This window comes from Nonomuraea sp. NPDC050540, assembly GCF_044457485.1.
Classification (GTDB): domain Bacteria; phylum Actinomycetota; class Actinomycetes; order Streptosporangiales; family Streptosporangiaceae; genus Nonomuraea.
Genome location: NZ_JBITHA010000023.1, coordinates 102,450 through 118,087 on the forward strand (window position 1 = coordinate 102,450; position 15,638 = coordinate 118,087).

Annotated in this window: 18 protein-coding genes; 6 read left to right on the plus strand and 12 right to left on the minus strand. The window is 68.9% G+C overall.

Annotated elements, in window-relative coordinates; all coding sequences use genetic code 11:
- Window position 1: 1 nt before the first annotated feature.
- Entirely contained in the window at window positions 2-907 is a 906-nt protein-coding gene (locus tag ACIBI5_RS47845; RefSeq protein ID WP_397257493.1) for an SMP-30/gluconolactonase/LRE family protein, read from the minus strand.
- Window positions 908-962: 55 nt separating this feature from the next.
- On the opposite strand from ACIBI5_RS47845, the gene ACIBI5_RS47850 reads away from it, so the two are divergent.
- Window positions 963-1,400, plus strand: coding sequence for an Lrp/AsnC family transcriptional regulator (locus ACIBI5_RS47850; protein ID WP_397257477.1), 438 nt, complete (start codon window positions 963-965; stop codon window positions 1,398-1,400).
- A gap of 9 nt (window positions 1,401-1,409) precedes the next feature.
- Window positions 1,410-1,895 (plus strand): redox-sensitive transcriptional activator SoxR, encoded by a 486-nt coding sequence (gene soxR / locus ACIBI5_RS47855; RefSeq protein ID WP_379613089.1) that lies wholly within the window; start codon window positions 1,410-1,412, stop codon window positions 1,893-1,895.
- Here the strand turns inward: soxR and ACIBI5_RS47860 are convergent.
- The 3 genes from ACIBI5_RS47860 to dnaB form a co-directional block, all read right to left on the minus strand.
- Window positions 1,892-2,338 carry a universal stress protein gene (locus ACIBI5_RS47860; protein ID WP_397257495.1) on the minus strand — a complete coding sequence of 149 codons (447 nt, stop codon included), beginning with the start codon at window positions 2,336-2,338 and terminating at the stop codon, window positions 1,892-1,894. The two genes, soxR and ACIBI5_RS47860, sit on opposite strands and share 4 nt — an antisense overlap.
- Window positions 2,339-2,416: 78 nt before the next feature.
- Entirely contained in the window at window positions 2,417-3,382 is a 966-nt protein-coding gene (locus ACIBI5_RS47865) for a small ribosomal subunit Rsm22 family protein (protein WP_397257496.1), read from the minus strand.
- 126 nt (window positions 3,383-3,508) lie between these two features.
- Window positions 3,509-6,370: a replicative DNA helicase gene (gene dnaB, locus ACIBI5_RS47870; RefSeq protein WP_397257567.1), complete on the minus strand. Its 2,862-nt coding sequence runs from the start codon at window positions 6,368-6,370 to the stop codon at window positions 3,509-3,511.
- 286 nt (window positions 6,371-6,656) lie between these two features.
- Here dnaB and ACIBI5_RS47875 point away from each other — a divergent pair, with 286 nt between their 5' ends.
- Window positions 6,657-7,958, plus strand: coding sequence for an MATE family efflux transporter (locus ACIBI5_RS47875; RefSeq protein ID WP_397257498.1), 1,302 nt, complete (start codon window positions 6,657-6,659; stop codon window positions 7,956-7,958).
- A gap of 83 nt (window positions 7,959-8,041) precedes the next feature.
- The gene (locus tag ACIBI5_RS47880) at window positions 8,042-9,496 is read left to right on the plus strand and encodes an APC family permease (protein WP_397257500.1); all 1,455 of its coding nucleotides are present in this window, start codon (window positions 8,042-8,044) and stop codon (window positions 9,494-9,496) included.
- Between the two features lie 6 nt (window positions 9,497-9,502).
- On the opposite strand, the gene ACIBI5_RS47885 is transcribed toward ACIBI5_RS47880, so the two are convergent.
- The 7 genes from ACIBI5_RS47885 to rpsF form a co-directional block, all read right to left on the minus strand.
- Window positions 9,503-10,246 carry an amino acid ABC transporter ATP-binding protein gene (locus tag ACIBI5_RS47885; RefSeq protein WP_397257502.1) on the minus strand — a complete coding sequence of 248 codons (744 nt, stop codon included), beginning with the start codon at window positions 10,244-10,246 and terminating at the stop codon, window positions 9,503-9,505.
- Window positions 10,243-11,085, minus strand: a complete 843-nt coding sequence (locus ACIBI5_RS47890; RefSeq protein WP_397257504.1) for an amino acid ABC transporter permease — start codon at window positions 11,083-11,085, stop codon at window positions 10,243-10,245. Before ACIBI5_RS47890 ends, ACIBI5_RS47885 begins: the two co-directional genes overlap by 4 nt.
- Window positions 11,082-11,945, minus strand: a complete 864-nt coding sequence (locus ACIBI5_RS47895) for an ABC transporter substrate-binding protein (protein ID WP_397257506.1) — start codon at window positions 11,943-11,945, stop codon at window positions 11,082-11,084. The genes ACIBI5_RS47890 and ACIBI5_RS47895 overlap by 4 nt, the downstream gene beginning before the upstream one ends.
- 474 nt (window positions 11,946-12,419) lie before the next feature.
- Window positions 12,420-12,866, minus strand: coding sequence for a 50S ribosomal protein L9 (gene rplI / locus ACIBI5_RS47900; RefSeq protein WP_184959151.1), 447 nt, complete (start codon window positions 12,864-12,866; stop codon window positions 12,420-12,422).
- Window positions 12,867-12,882: 16 nt separating this feature from the next.
- Complete coding sequence (gene rpsR / locus ACIBI5_RS47905) at window positions 12,883-13,119, minus strand: 30S ribosomal protein S18 (protein WP_020543048.1); 237 nt, start codon at window positions 13,117-13,119, stop codon at window positions 12,883-12,885.
- 63 nt (window positions 13,120-13,182) lie between these two features.
- The gene (locus tag ACIBI5_RS47910; protein WP_397257508.1) at window positions 13,183-13,737 is read right to left on the minus strand and encodes a single-stranded DNA-binding protein; all 555 of its coding nucleotides are present in this window, start codon (window positions 13,735-13,737) and stop codon (window positions 13,183-13,185) included.
- A gap of 81 nt (window positions 13,738-13,818) precedes the next feature.
- Complete coding sequence (gene rpsF, locus ACIBI5_RS47915) at window positions 13,819-14,109, minus strand: 30S ribosomal protein S6 (RefSeq protein ID WP_184959149.1); 291 nt, start codon at window positions 14,107-14,109, stop codon at window positions 13,819-13,821.
- Between the two features lie 186 nt (window positions 14,110-14,295).
- Between rpsF and ACIBI5_RS47920 the strand changes: the two genes are divergently transcribed.
- Window positions 14,296-14,598 carry a hypothetical protein gene (locus ACIBI5_RS47920; RefSeq protein WP_184959148.1) on the plus strand — a complete coding sequence of 101 codons (303 nt, stop codon included), beginning with the start codon at window positions 14,296-14,298 and terminating at the stop codon, window positions 14,596-14,598.
- A gap of 33 nt (window positions 14,599-14,631) precedes the next feature.
- Here ACIBI5_RS47920 and ACIBI5_RS47925 read toward each other — a convergent pair whose 3' ends face one another.
- Window positions 14,632-14,793 carry a hypothetical protein gene (locus ACIBI5_RS47925; protein WP_312896221.1) on the minus strand — a complete coding sequence of 54 codons (162 nt, stop codon included), beginning with the start codon at window positions 14,791-14,793 and terminating at the stop codon, window positions 14,632-14,634.
- A gap of 96 nt (window positions 14,794-14,889) precedes the next feature.
- Between ACIBI5_RS47925 and ACIBI5_RS47930 the strand changes: the two genes are divergently transcribed.
- Window positions 14,890-15,636: a deoxyribonuclease IV gene (locus ACIBI5_RS47930; RefSeq protein WP_397257510.1), complete on the plus strand. Its 747-nt coding sequence runs from the start codon at window positions 14,890-14,892 to the stop codon at window positions 15,634-15,636.
- Window positions 15,637-15,638: the final 2 nt, after the last annotated feature.

Here is a 15,638-nt window from a genome sequence, read left to right on the forward strand (position 1 = left end):
CTCAGCCCCAGACCGGGCGGGCGCCGCGTACCCCGGACAGGATCGAGTACAGCGACGAGGTGGCGGTGACGAACAGGCGGTTGCGCTTGGGGCCGCCGAAGACCAGGTTCGCCACCTGCTCGGGGAACTTCAGGCGGCCCAGCAGGGTGCCGTCGGGGTCGTAGCAGTTGACCGCCTTGCCGCAGGCCGCCCAGACCCGGCCGGTGTCGTCCAGGCGCAGGCCGTCGAAGCTGCCGTGCTCGGTGTCGGCGAAGACCTTCCCTCCGGACAGCCGGCCGTCCTCGTGCACGTCGAACAGGCGGATGTGGTTGGCCTGCGTGTCTGCGACGTACAGCTGCTTCTCGTCGGTGGAGAACGCGAGGCCGTTGGGGCGTTCGAAGTCGCCGGCCACGACGCTCACCTCGGCGGTGCCCGGGTCGACGCGGTAGACGTGGCAGCCGTCGATCTCCTGCTCGGCCCGGTGCCCCTCGTAGTCGCTGATGATGCCGTACGGCGGGTCGGTGAACCAGATGGAGCCGTCGGAGCGCACGACCACGTCGTTGGGGCTGTTGAGGCGCTTGCCCTTCCACCGGTCGGCGATCACGGTGACGCGCCCGTCGGCCTCGGTGCGGGTGACCCGGCGGGTGCCCTGCTCGCAGGAGATCAGCCGCCCGACCCGGTCGAGGGTGTTGCCGTTGACGTAGTCGGCCGGCTGGCGGAAGGGGCCGACGTGGCCGGTCATCTCGTCCCAGCGCAGCAGGCGGTCGTTGGGGATGTCGCTCCAGACCAGGAAGCGTCCGGCCGGGAAGTAGACCGGGCCCTCGGCCCAGCGGGTGCCGGTGTGCAACACCTCCGTCCACAGGTCCCCGCGGATCTCGGCGGCGCGCGGGTCGAACGGCTCGAACTCGGTGGGAATCACGGTCGTCATAGCAGAAGCAAACCTCATCCGGCAATGGAAGGCTACGGCCGACTACCATCCTGTTGTGGACAACATTGACAGGATGCTGATCGGTCAGCTCCAAGAGGACGCCACGCGTTCGTACGCCGCGCTCGGCAAGGCGGTGGGGCTGTCCAGCGGCGCCGCCCACGAGCGGGTCCGCAAACTCCGCGAACGCGGCGTCATCCGGCGCACCACCGTCGACGTGGACCCGGTCGCCACCGGACGGGGCGTACTCGCCTACGTCCTGGTCGACGGCAGCGTGTGGATGGGCGGCACGACCGAGCCGCTCAAGGCCATCGACGGCGTCGAGGAGGCCCACATCATCGCCGGCCCCGCCTCCGTCCTGGTCAAGGTCCGTACGGCCGGCACCGAGCAACTCCAGGAGGTGCTCCGCGAGATCTTCGACATCGACGGCGTCACCGGCACCCAGACCATCGTCGTGCTGGAGACCCTCTTCGATCGCCCGACACAGGTGACATAGGCTGCGCAGATGAGCAAGGCGCCGTGGAATTCCAAGGAGCTCACCGTCGGCCAGCTGTCCGAGCGCAGCGGGGTCGCCGTTTCCGCGCTGCACTTCTACGAGGCCAAGGGCCTGATCGACAGCCGCCGCACCACCGGCAACCAGCGCCGCTACTCGCGCGACACTCTGCGCAGGGTCGCCTTCATCCGGCTGGCCCAGCGCATCGGCATCCCGCTCAAGACCATCAAGGACGCCCTCGCCCAACTCCCCGAGGAGCGCACGCCCAACCGCGAGGACTGGGCCAAGCTCTCCGCCGCGTGGCGCACCGAGCTCGACGACCGCATCGAGCAGCTCCAGCGGCTGCGCGACGACCTGACCGACTGCATCGGCTGCGGGTGCCTGTCGCTCGACCGGTGCGTCCTGGCCAACCCCTTCGACCGCCTGGGCGACGAAGGGCCGGGAGCCAGGCGCATCGACACCCGGCTCTCCCCGGCCTCCAACTGCGCGGCCTGCTAGCTCTTCGCCGGAGGCACGATCAGCGTCGGGCGGTGCGCGTGGTGCAGCACGTGGTTGGACACGCTGCCCAGCAACACCGAGCGCACCCCGGCCAGACCCCGCGAACCGGTCACGATGAGCGAGGCGTCGATCTCGTCGGCCACGTCCACGATGGTCTTCCAGATCGACTCGCGGTCGGCCACCGCGCGCGCCGTCACGTCGTTCAGACCGGCCTTCACGGCCAGCTCCGCGCCCTCCTTGGCCTGCTGCTCGGCCAGTTCCTTCCACTCCTCGCCCTGGTCGGAAATCAGCGCGGGACCGGCGATCGGGTGCCGCTTCAGCTGGACGAGCAGCGGCTCCCACACCGTGATCACGACAGTCGACTCCCGGGCGAGGTGCTCGCCCGCGAACTCGATGGCCGCCTTCGCGTCGGCGGAACCGTCATAGGCGATCAAGATGGTCATGGCTTCTTCCCTTCGCTGTAGTCATCTGCTAAAGCACCGCGAAGATCAGCCCGATTCCGCCGCCGCGTGTCTACTGAGTCACACCGGCGGCCACGCCTCGCCCCACGCGGTGTCGCGGGCCGCGCGGTAGAGCTCGCCGTCGCGCTTGGAGACGTTCTGGTCGGAGACGCCGTCGCCGCACAACGTCAGCGTCACCAGCCCCTTGCGGGTACGCGGGTGGCGCAGCACCCGCGCTCCCGGCGGCGTGACCGGCGCCGACGTCGCCACGACATAGGAGAACTTCTCGTCCTCGAAGCCCAGCGAGCCCGCCTTGAGCCGCCGGTGCAGGCTCTCGCGCGGCAACCGGGCGGCGAAATGACACCAGTCGCCGGAAGCGAGCGGGCACGCCCCCTCATGGGGGCAGGGAGCCGCGATGTTCATGCCCAGCTCGACCAGGAGATCACGGACGGCCAGCACCCGCGCGAACCCGTCCGGCGAACCCGGCTCGACCACGGCCAGCATCCCGGCCCGCCCTGCCAGCCGCCTGATCAGCGGCAGCCGGGCCGCCTCCGGCAACTCCCCCAGCACGTACGACACGGTGACCAGGTCGGCCGGCTCCGTGGTGACGTCTTTCACCAGGTCGGCCTGGCGCCAGGTGGCCTGCCGTACCGCGGGATGGGCGGAACGGGCGGCCAGCGCGCGGCCGAGGCCGGCGGCCGCGCGGTCGCGCTCAAGGACGGTCACCTCGCGCAGGTAGGGCCAGCAGTCGGCGGCCGCCCAGACCGCCGCGCCGGTGCCACCCCCGACATCCAGATGGGTACGCGGGCCGAAACCCGGCGCCACGGCCGCCGCCTGGGCCAGGGCGGATCGGACGGCGGCGAAGGTGGCCGGCATGCGGACCGCCGCGTAGGCGGCCACGTCGGTCGCCGACCGCAGCGCGGGCCGGTCGATCGGACGGTGGTAACGCGCGGTGAGCTCGGCGGCCGAAGCGGCCAGGTCGTGCTCACGGTGGGACTCGAGCTCTTCGGTCAGGGCATGCCTGAGCTCGGCAGGCAGGACATACAAAAGGAGACTCCTCGGCTGGAGAAGGGACGCTGGGGCCGGATGACGTCCTTGTCCTGCATGGGCACCTCCTGGGGTCGCCAGGCAGGCTAACTCCGCGTCGGCAGGCGCGTCATCCGGTTTTTCGCGTCAGTGCTGGGCCATGTCGACGAAGCGGCTGTAGTGGCCCTGGAAGGCCACGGTGACCGTGGCGGTGGGACCGTTACGATGCTTGCCCACGATCAGGTCGGCTTCGCCGGCACGCGGCGACTCCTTCTCGTAGGCGTCCTCACGATGCAAGAGGATCACCATGTCCGCATCCTGCTCGATGGATCCGGACTCACGTAGGTCGCTGACCTGGGGGCGTTTGTCGGTGCGTTGCTCGGGGCCGCGGTTGAGCTGGGACATCGCGATGACCGGGACCTCAAGCTCCTTCGCCAGCAGCTTGATGCCTCGCGAGATCTCCGAGACCTCGTTCTGGCGGCTTTCCGTCTTCTTCGGCGAGCTCATCAGCTGGAGGTAGTCGATGATGACGAAGCGCAGGTCGTGGCGCTGTTTGAGGCGCCGGCACTTGGCCCGGATCTCCATCATGGACATGTTGGGCGAGTCGTCGATGAACAGCGGCGCCTCGGCCACCTCGCTCATCCGCCGGGCCAGCCGGGTCCAGTCGTCGTCGCTCATCATGCCGGAGCGCATCGCGTGCAGCGCGACCCGGGCCTCGGCGGAGAGCAGGCGCATGGTGATCTCGTTGCGCGACATTTCCAGCGAGAAGATGACCGTGGTCATCCCGTTCCTGATCGCCGCCGAGCGCGCGAAGTCCAGCCCGAGCGTGCTGTTGTGCGTGGGGATACAGGCTCTGCCGGCGAGGTACATGTGGTCGGCATTGTCGACCTCGACACATCGGACCGGGCGCGAGGCGATCGGGCGCACGTCGACGATGTAGCGGACACGTGTGGTGGCGTGTTCTGTCTCTACCTGCCGATCAGCCTTGCGGGACAGCCGGAAGACCCTTTCCGCAGTCGTGAAATCGATCATGTAGCAGGTCGAGGACTCCTCGGTCCTGCCTCGTACCGGCTTCGTCCGCATGGTCGCGCGATGACCGAGACTCAGGACCAGCTCCAGGGTGTCCTCGGCGAGCCGCCGATTGGTCACCGCGAACTGGATCTGCCCGCTGGGGCTCACGTAGCCGTCGGAGTCGAGAAGGCCGGCCAGCAAGTCGCGGCGCTGCCGCTCCGAGCCTCGCAGGTAGGCGAGAGGGATGTGCTTGTCGCCCAGCAGGGCGAGCTTGCGGAGGATGCCGGTGATCGTGCCATGATCGTTACGGCATGCCTGGCACTGACGCGGACCACTCGAAGGCCCCCCACAGTCAGGGCAGGTGGCAGCAGGCTCCGGGGGGGAGACGAACCTCGCGCGGCCACCACAACTCCGCCCACAGGTGCGAACCTGCGCCGTCTTTGGCACGAACTCCGTGCCACAAACGGCACACTCCCGGGCGGGCACAGCCGAAGGCACCGCTAGCGCCAGGCCATAGGACATCGAGTTGGCGACGGAAGTGACCCTCAGGCCCTCGCTTCGGAGGTTGGCCACGACCTCGGCGTCCATCGTGGTGATCCGCGCACTCGCGCTATGCCCGTCGCCGAGCCAGAGGCCGAGCGCGTAGGGGGGCAACGGCAGATCCTGTTCGGGGAGTTCGAAGGCGCCGGCCACCGCGACCGCATGGTTCGGACGCCGATCCGCCGACCCGCAGCGCAGCGTCGCGGCAATTTCCTCGGTGGTCACAATGGGCTCGTGTCGCGCGGTGGTGGCGGAGTTGATCGGACTGGTCACCCTGTCCAGCAGGGCCGCGAGTGGCCTGGCCGCCGGGTACACGGGCGAACGCCACTCGTAGGACCTGGCGGGCCCGCCCACCAGGACAGGCCTCTTGTCGCTGGAGTCGATCTCCTGCTGCACCGACGACAGGACATGGCGGAACTCCTCGCCCACTGTCGCGACGGCCTCGCGGTGGCTGAGGAGGCTCACGACATCACCCGCGTACGCGGCGTGCGCCTCCCGGACCCGGCGGACGGAACCGGCGGACCAGCGCATGGACCTCTTGGCCTCGGACGCCTGGCGGCGGGCGGCACGGGTCGTGGTCCGCCACTGATGCTGCGCGTCGGCGACGATCACCGTTCCGTCGCTGAACTCCACCTCGTAGCAGGGCCTGCCGTGCATGACCTCGGTGGCCGCCACGACACGGGTGGGCTTGCCGTCCGCTCCGATCAGAGCGTCACCGACGGCGACCTCCCCCATCGTCGTCCAGCCCGTGGGCGTGGGCAGCGGGGTGTCGAGCGCGAGGGCCTTGCCCATGGCGGGGCGGGCGGCCACGACGATCATCTGGCCCGGGTGCAGGCCGTTGGTGAGCTGGTCGAGGTCCTGGAAGCCGGTGGGTACGCCGACCATGTGGCCGCCGCGGCTGCCGATGGCCTCCAGTTCGTCGAGGGCGCCGGGCATGATCTCCGACAGGGGGCGGTAGTCCTCGGAGGTGCGGCGCTCGGTGACCTTGTAGATCTCGGCCTGGGCACGGTCGACCAGGTCGTCGACCTCTTCGTTCTGGCCGCCGTAGCCGTAGGAGACGATGCGGGTGCCGGCCTCGATGAGGCGGCGCAGGATGGCCTGTTCGCGGACGATCTTCGCGTAGTAGCCCGCGTTGGCGGCCGTCGGGACGACCGCGGTCAGCGTGTGGAGGTAGGCGGCGCCGCCGACCCTGGCCATCTCGCCGCGCTTCTGCAGTTCGTCGAAGACGGTGACGGCGTCGGCGGGCTCGCCTCTGCCGTAGAGGTCGGTGATGACGTCGTGGATGATCTGGTGGGCGGGCCGGTAGAAGTCGTCGGAACGCAGGATCTCGATGACGTCGGCGATGGCGTCCTTGGACAGCAGCATGCCGCCCAGGACCGACTGCTCCGCCTCGATGTTGTGGGGCGGGGTACGTTCGAAACTCGGGCCGCCACCGCCGCCCGGCTCTTCGTCGTCCATGCTCACCGCGCCCCCTCGAACTAGCAGGCGGTCGCACCACCCCCACTTGTAGCCGACCGGTCTGACAGTTTCGCGGGTTCCGCGAGGTACGGCAACGCGGCCTGTGGACAAGGCTGTGGTCAAGCTGTGCACGACGCGCCTCAGGGTGTGGGAGCACTGTGGACAGCCCTGGGGATAACTCTGGACAGCACTCCCGAACAGCATCTTGACCTGGGGAAACAATGTCCACCGACTGTGGAGGAAAGAAAGTTGCCGCGACACGCCGTGTAAGGCTCATACTAGACAAATGCCCATTACCTCCCAGGATCGGGAGATTCTCCGACTAGCCGTGCCCGCCTTCGGCGCGCTGGTCGCCGAACCGCTCTTCCTGCTCGCCGACTACGCCATCGTCGGCCACGGTCTGGGCACCACCGCGGTCGGCGCGCTGGGCGTCGCGGGCACCGTCCTCGCGACCGTGGTGAACCTCTGCGTCTTCCTCGCCTACGCCACCACCGCCTCCGTCGCCCGCCTCACCGGGGCCGGACAACACGCGCGCGCCATGCGCAGCGGCGTGGACGGCCTGTGGCTGGCGATCGGCATCGGCCTCGCCGTGATCCTCGTCGGCTGGCCGCTCGCGCCCGCCGTGGTCGGCCTGTTCGGCGCCGCCCCGGACCAGGCCGTGCAGGCCGTCGTCTATCTGCGCATCAGCCTGCTCGGCACCCCGGGCATGCTCGTGGTACTGGCCGGCACCGGCGTACTGCGTGGCCTGCAGAACACGCTCGCCCCGCTCGTCGTCGCGATCGGCTCCTTCGCGCTGAACGCCGCGCTCAACGCCTGGTTCGTCCTCGGGCTCCACTGGGGCATCGCCGGTTCGGCCTGGGGAACGGTCGCCGCCCAGACGGCGGGCGCCGCCGTCTACCTCGTGATCGTGGTCAGGGGCGCGCGGGCCCGCGGCGTCTCGCTGCGCCCCGACTGGGCGGGGATCGGGCAGGCGGGCACGGCCGGGTTCGCGCTCCTGGTGCGGACCGTCTGCCTGCGCGTGGTGCTGGTCGTCGCGACCGTGGTGGCCACCCGCATGGGCCGGCCGGAACTGGCCGCGTACGCCATCGCCACCCAGGTCTGGACGCTGCTGGCCTTCGCCCTCGACGCGATCGCCATCGCCGGGCAGGCGATCACCGGACGGGCGCTGGGCGCCGGGGACGTCGCCGCGGCCAGGGCTGCCACCACCCGGATGGTGCGCTGGGGCCTGTGGTCGGGGGTGGTGCTGGGCGGGCTGGTGCTGGTGACCAGGCCGTGGGTGCCGGGGCTGTTCGCCGCCGACCCGCAGGTCACCGCGGAGTTGCTGGCCGTGTTGTGGCCGGTCGCGCTCTTCCAGCCGATCTGCGGGATCGTGTTCGTCCTCGACGGCGTGCTCATCGGCGCGGGCGACCAGAAGTACCTGGCGTGGGCGGGGGTGTGGACGACGCTCGCCTACCTTCCGGCCGCGCTGTTCGCCGCCGGATGGGGCATTGTTGCACTTTGGTGCGCGCTAGGGGTATGGATGGTTGCACGACTGATCACGCTGGTACGGCGGGCCTCCGGCACTGCCTGGCTGGTGACCGGGGCGTAACCGTCCCGTGCTTGTCGTCGGATGAGCGGTGAGGCACTGTGAGCGGGTTCACAGAGCTGAGTGGGTTGCCTTTGTCCACGATCATGCGCCGTTTACCACCGTCCGAGGCCACCGGGTTACGCACCGGTGCCCGGCACCGCCTCGCGCAACTTTACCGCCCCGCCGACCTCGTGGTCCTCGGCCTGGGCGCGACGATCGGAGCCGGCATCTTCAGCGTCGCCGGCGTTCAGGCGGCGACCGCCGCCGGGCCGGGCGTCCTGCTGTCCTTCATGATCGCCGGCATCGCCTGCCTGCTGGCGGCCCTGTGCTACGCCGAGCTGTCGTCCACGATGCCGACCTCGGGCACCGCCTACACCTTCGCCTACGTCATCTTCGGCGAGGTCTGGGCGTGGGTCATCGGGTGGGCGCTCATCCTGGAGCTGCAGCTCGCCTCGGCGGTCGTGGCCAAGGCCTGGTCCCTGTACGCGGCGCAGCTGCTGACGGACTTCGGGATCCGCCTGCCGTACCCGGAGGCGTTCTCCAACGGGTTCGCCCTGTTCATCCTGCTGCTGCTGACCGGCATCGTCTCGCTGGGCGCGCACGTCGGGCTGCGGGCCTTGTGGGTGATCGTCAGCGCCAAACTGCTCGCCATCGCGGCGGTGCTGGTCGTGGGCGCGCTGCACATCGACGTGGCCAACTTCGGCGACTTCTTCGTCGAGGCCAAGCCCTCGCCGACGCCGCCGGACACGGTGCTGGAAGTGGTGTTCGGGCAGAGCCAGACGTTCGGCTGGTTCGGGGTGTTCGCCGCCGCCTCCGCGATCGCCTTCGCCTACATCGGCTTCGATCTGGTGACCACGGCCGCGGAGGAGACGGTCAACGCGCGGCGGGCCGTACCGAAAGGCGTCATCAGGAGCCTGGTGATCGCCACCGTCATCTATCTCGGCGTCGCGATCGTGATGATCGGCATGGTGCCGTACGCGCAGATCGACGTCGACGCGCCGCTCTCCGGAGCGTTCAAGATCGCGGGCGTCGACTGGATGGTGCACGTCATCGACATCGGCGCGGTGCTCGGGCTGACGACAGTCATCCTGGTCCTGCTGGTCGGGCAGACGCGCGTGATGTTCTCCATGGCCCGCGACGGCCTGCTCCCCCGCGGGCTGGCCACGATCAGCCGCCGCTTCCACACCCCGTCGCGGGTGACGTGGGTGATCGGCGTGATCGCGATGCTGCTCACCCAGTTCGTGCCGGTGTTCACGCTGCAGGAACTCGTGGTGCTGGGCGCGCTGTTCGCCTACCTGTTCGTGGCGGTGGGCGTGATCGTGATGCGCCGCCGCCTGCCCGACCTGGAGCGCGGTTTCACGGTTCCGCTCTCGCCGTGGCTGCCGGGCCTGTCGATCGTGGCGACCATCTGGCTGATGGTGAACCTCCAGGTGCTCACCTGGGGGTGGTTCGCGCTGTGGATGGCCTTCGGCCTCGTGGCCTATCTTCTGTACGGCAAGCGCCACAGCCTCCTGGCGGCCAACCACGCCAAGGTCGGCCGAGGCCGCCACAGACGCTAGACCGGCTCAGAACCGCCCCGGCTCCAGCACGGTGCTGAGAAACTCACGGGTGCGCGGATGGCCGGGATCGGTGAAGATCTTCTCCGGCGGGCCCTTCTCCACCAGCACGCCGTCGTCCAGGAAGCAGACCGTGTCGGCGATGTCGCGGCAGAAACCCATCTCGTGCGTGGTGAGGATCATCGTCATGCCCGTGTCCTTGAGCTCCCTGATGACCCCCAGCACCTCGCGGACCAGGGCCGGGTCCAGCGCCGAGGTCACCTCGTCCAGCAGCATCAGCCGTGGCTGCGTGGCCAGCGCCCGGATGATCGCCACGCGCTGCTGCTGGCCGCCGGAGAGCCGGTCGGGGTAGGCCTCGGCCTTGTCCGCCAGCCCGAACCTGCCCAGCAGCCCCCGCGCCTGCTCCTCCGCCTCCCCCCTGCCGACCCCGTGGACCTGCCGGGGCGCGAGCGTGATGTTGTCGAGCACGCTCATGTGCGGGAACAGGTTGTACGCCTGGAACACCGTCCCGATCCGCTTACGCACGTCGTCGACGTCCACGCGCGGATCGGTGATCTCCTGCCCCTCCAGGTACACGGCGCCGTCGTCGACCGTTTCCAGCAGGTTGACGCAGCGCAGCAGGGTCGACTTGCCGGAACCCGACGCCCCGATCAGGCAGACCACCTCGTGGGAGTGGACCTCCAGGTCGATGCCGCGCAGCACGTGGTGGCCGTCGAAGTTCTTCCAGACGCCCTCGATCGTCAGCACGCTCATGCCCCACGCCGCCTCTGGGTTCGGGCGGCCAGGTAGTCGGTGTACCTGGCCATCGGGATGGTCAGCAGGATGAACAGCAGCGCCGCCACCAGGTAGGAGGTGTAGTTGAACGTCTTGGCCGCGTGGATCTGCGCGGCGCGCAGCGCCTCGACCGCGCCGATGGTCGCGACCAGCGCCGTGTCCTTCTGCAGGGAGATGAAGTCGTTCAGCAGGGGCGGGACGACCCGCCGGGTGGCCTGCGGAATCACCACGAACCGCATCGTCTTCGCGTGGCTCAGGCCCAGCGACCTGGCCGAGGCCACCTGGCTCGGATGGATGGACTCGATGCCCGACCGGAACACCTCGGCCACGTACGCGCTGTAGGACAGCGTCAGCGCGATGATGCCCAGCGTCGTCGGGTCGGAGGGAATCCCCTGCAGGTTGAGCGCGGGCAGACCGAACCCGACCAGGTAGATCAGCAGCAGCGTGGGGATGCCGCGGAAGAAGTCGACGTAGAAGACCGCCAGTGCCCGCAACGGAAAGAAGACCGGGGCCTTCAACCCCCGCACCAGCGCCAGCAGCAGACCGATCACCAGGATCAGCGGCTCGGCGATCAGGAAGATCTTCACGTTGAGCAGGAAGCCTTCGAGCACGTCCGGCAGCGCCCTGAGGAAGTGCTCGGGGCTGAAGAAGGTCTCCTGGACCCGCGGCCACCCCGGCGCGTTGACCACCACTCCCGCGATCAGCAGCAGAATGATGATCGTCGAGGCCGTGGCCACGGACGCCGAACGACGGGCCCGCGACTTGCGGACCCGCTCGCGCTCGACCTGCCGACCGCTCTTGACCCAGGCGGTGGTCACTTCAGTTCCGGGGCCCCGGCGGCCGAGCCGAGCCACTGCTGCTCGATCTTGGCCAGCTCACCCTTGGACTTCAGCGTCTCCACGGCCTTGTCCACGCAGGGCTTCAGCGCGCTGCCCTTCTGCATGACCAGCCCGAACTCCTCCGGAGTGCCCCCGGTCGAGCTGAACTGGCCGACGATCTTGGACTTCTCGACCTGGGCGGCGGTCACGTAGAAGGCGGTCGGCAGGTCCACCACGAGGGCGTCGACCTGCTTGTTCTTCAGCGCGTTGACCGCGTCGATCTGCTCGTTGTAGACGTTGGGGTCGTCGGCGGGCTGGATGACGTCCTTCACCGCGTCCAGCGAGGTGGTGCCGACCTGGACGCCGATCTTGGCGTCCTTGAGCTCGGCCAGGCTCTTCGCCCCGGCGTACTTGCCGCCCTCGACGGCCACGATCGCCTGCTTGACCGTGTAGTAGCCCTTGGAGAAGTCGACGACGTTCGCGCGGTCGGGCGTGATGGAGACCTGGTTGACGTCGAAGTCGAATTTCTTCGGCCCCGGAGCGAACGCCGAGTCGAACTTCACCGTGCTCCACTGCACCTCGTCACGGTCGAACCCCAGCTCACCGGCTACGGCGAACGCCACCGCGCTCTCGAACCCCTGCCCGTTGGCCGGGTCGTCGTCCTTGAACCACGGGTCGTAGGCGGGCTTGTCGGTGCCGATGGTCAGCTTGCCGGCGGTGGTGAGCTTGAGCTGGTCCTTGGTGCAGGCGGTGGAGGCCGAGGGGGCAGCGGAGGCGCCCGTGGTGTTGTCTGCCGGGGCACAGGCGACTACGGCGGCCGCGAGCGCTCCGAGCGCGAACAGCATCGAGGGACGGACCATGGCTGAGCCTCCAGGGAACACACGGGGAAGAACGTTCCACATTCTACTAAGGCCAGCTAGGAAATAAGCCACGACCAGCCCTTACACCCCGTAACCCAACGACCCCCGATAGCCCGCCCCGATCACCGCCGCCCTAAGCCCAGCTCAAAGCGCCCCAGAGCGCGCTCACGCCCCGCGGAAGCACGGGACCCGGACAGACGCCACGTGGCCGACGGCGGAGGGCAGTGACCGAGCGGGCGCCGGGCGTGGAGGCTTGAGGGTGTGTGACGTCAGGGTGGCCGGATGCGTGGGCAGGGTGGGCCGTTGCGGTGGGGACCACGTCCGACGTGAGAAGCGACCCCCACGATCGGCGCTCGCCGACGTCGGCGGGTGGCGTGGGGAGGGCGGAGCCGTAACGGATGGAGGCGCGTTAACACGCCGAAGGCCCTCGACCGCGGAGCGGAGGAGGGCCTGGGGAACGCGACAGATCCGCCGTCAGCCGGCGATGACCTCCACGTCGATGGAGGCGGAGACCTCCGGGTGCAGCTTGACGCTGACCTTGTGGCTGCCGAGGCTCTTGATCGGGTTGACGATCTCGATGCGGCGGCGGTCGAGGATCGGGCCGCCGGCGGCCTTGACCGCGTCGGCGACGTCGCCCGTGGTGACCGAGCCGAACAGGCGGCCGCTGTCGCCGGCGCGGGTGGCCAGCTTGACCTTGAGGGCGCCGAGCTGGCCGGCGACCTCCTTGGCGGTGCCGAGGTCGCGGATCTCGCGGGCGTCACGAGCCTTCTTGATGGACTCGATCTGCTTCTCGCCGCCACGCGACCAGCGGATCGCGAAGCCGCGCGGGATCAGGTAGTTACGGCCGTAGCCGTCCTTGACCTCGACGACGTCGCCGGGGGCGCCGAGGCCGGAGACCTCGTTGGTGAGGATGAGCTTCATATCGACGAAACCTCCCTTAGCGCGCGGTGCTCGTGTAAGGCAGCAGAGCCACCTCACGCGCGTTCTTGATCGCGGTCGCCACGTCGCGCTGGTGCTGGGTGCAGTTGCCCGTCACCCGGCGGGCACGGATCTTGCCGCGGTCGGAGATGAACTTCCGCAGCAGAGCCGTGTCCTTGTAGTCGACGTAGGAGATCTTGTCGTGGCAGAACAGGCAAACCTTCTTCTTGGGCTTGCGCAGTGCCGGCTTAGCCATCGTGGTGCTCCTTTCAGAGCCCCGCAGTGATGCGGGAATGGACTCGGGCTTGTGGACTGGTGATTAGAAAGGCGGTTCGTCGCTGAAGTCGTTGCCGCCGCCGCCGAAGCCGCCGCCGCCCTGCTGCTGCTGGCCGCCGCCACCGCCGCCACCGAAACCGCCGCCCTGGGACGGGGCCGGGGACGCGGAGGCCCACGGGTCGTCGGCGGGACCGCCGCCGAAGCCGCCGCCGCCACCGCCGCCACCCTGACGGGAGGTGCGGTTGACCTTGGCGGTCGCGTTGCGCAGGGACGGGCCGACCTCGTCGACCTCGACCTCGTAAACCGTGCGCTTCTCGCCTTCCTTGGTCTCGTAAGACCGCTGCTTGAGCCGCCCCTGAACGATGACCCGCATGCCGCGCTGCAGCGACTCGGCGGCGTTCTCGGCCGCCTGACGCCACACGTTGCAGGTCAGGAAGAGGCTTTCGCCGTCCTTCCACTCATTGGTCTGGCGGTCCATGAACCGCGGAGTGGACGCGACTCGGAAACGAGCCACGGCTTGACCCGTAGGGGTGAAGCGCAGCTCCGGGTCGTCGACAAGGTTGCCGACGATGGTGATGACGGTGTCGCCTGCTGCCATGGCTAGGAGCCTTCCTGAACTTCTTGGGTTACCGGCTCAGAGTACGGCCGCCGCCCGACAAAAGCCGGGAGACAAGCTTGGTTAGTGCACGTCGGGGCGGAGAACCTTGGTGCGCATGATGCCCTCGTTGAGGTTCATCTGCCGGTCGAGCTCCTTGACCGTCGCGGGCTCCGCGGACAGGTCGATGACGGCGTAGATGCCTTCCGACTTCTTGTCGATGTCGTAGGCGAGGCGACGACGGCCCCAGACGTCGACCTTCTCCACGGTGCCGCCGTCGTTGCGGACGACGGTGAGGAACTGGTCGAGGGACGGTGCCACAGTACGCTCATCGAGCGAAGGGTCCAGGATGACCATTACTTCGTAACGACGCATGCGGGACTCCAACCTCCTCTGGACTCTTGCGGTCACGACGATCTGTCGTGACAGGAGGACGCTGACGTTTCTGCCCAGGCGCCCCTTTCGGCGCCAAAGGTCAATCACAACGCAGCCTGACCAGGTTACCAGCCGCTCACGGATGGGAAGGCCTGTAAGGACAAGGGGGTGGTCACCGTGCCACACATGCTGGAACCGTCCGACAGCGAACGCTCCATGCTCGCCCTCAACAGCGATGGACACGCGCATCCGCGTGAGAACGCCCTGGCCGTCGCGACCCTGGTCGTCGGCCTCGTGGCGTTCGTGGCGACGTTCTTCACCGGCGGGCACGCCGTGGCGTCGTGGGCGGGCGCGCTCGGCTTCGGCATGGGCCTGTACTCACAGTACGTCTCGGTGACCACGGGCGAGCGGGTTCTCAACATCATCGGCATCGTCGCGGCGTTCGTCGGCGTGGCGCTCGGCATCGCCCGGGGCGGCTTCCTTCCGTAGAAAGGTCTGAGGGGCCGCGAAGGCCCCGCAGACTCACCCGCCCAGGTGCAGATCGACACCGAGCAGGATCAGGAACCACAGGAATACGGCCAGCAGCGCCTCGGCCAGGTCTTTGAGCAGGGCCGGGGTGATGTAGTCGTGGATCCACGCGACGTAGATGCCGACGAGCACGTAGATCAGGAATATCAGGCTCACGCCTCTGCGATACAGCGCCATCACGCTCCTCAGGTGGTCGGGGGGCTCCTGGCGACTGCCCTGAGAACGTCGGACCAAACGGCTACCCTCGAAGCCATGGTGCTCATCGGTGCTCATGTCGACCAGGACGATCCCGCCGCCCACGCCGCCGAGGTCGGCGCCGAGGTGGTGCAGTTCTTCCTCGGTGATCCCCAGGGCTACAAGGGCCCGGTGCTGCCGGACAAGCCGGTCGAGGGAGTGGAGATCTACATCCACGCCCCGTACCTGGTCAACGTGGCCACCACCAACAACAAGATCAGGATTCCCAGCCGCAAGCTGCTCACCCAGCATCTGACGGCCGCCGCCGACCTGGGCGCCAAGGGCCTGATCGTGCACGGCGGCCACGTCGGCAACAGCGACGACCCCCAGGTCGGCTTCGACAACTGGCGCAAGGTGTTCGAGCGCCTGGAGGAGCGCCGCATCCCCGTCCTCATCGAGAACACCGCGGGCGGCGGCAACGCGATGGCCCGCAAGCTGGAGCGCATCGCCCGGCTGTGGGAGGCGCTCGACGGCTTCGACGTGGGCTTCTGCCTCGACACCTGCCACGCCCACGCCGGCGGCGAGGAGCTCGTCGACCTGGTCGACCGGGTCAAGGCCATCACCGGCCGCATCGACCTGGTCCACTGCAACGACTCGCGCGACGACTTCGACTCCGGCGCCGACCGGCACGCCAACCTCGGCGAGGGGAAGATCGACCCTGAGCTGATCCTCGCGGTCTGCCGGGCCGCCGACGCCCCCGTCATCGTCGAGACCCCCGCGGCGGGCCAGGCGGAGGACATCGCCTTCCTCCGCAAGAACCTCTGATA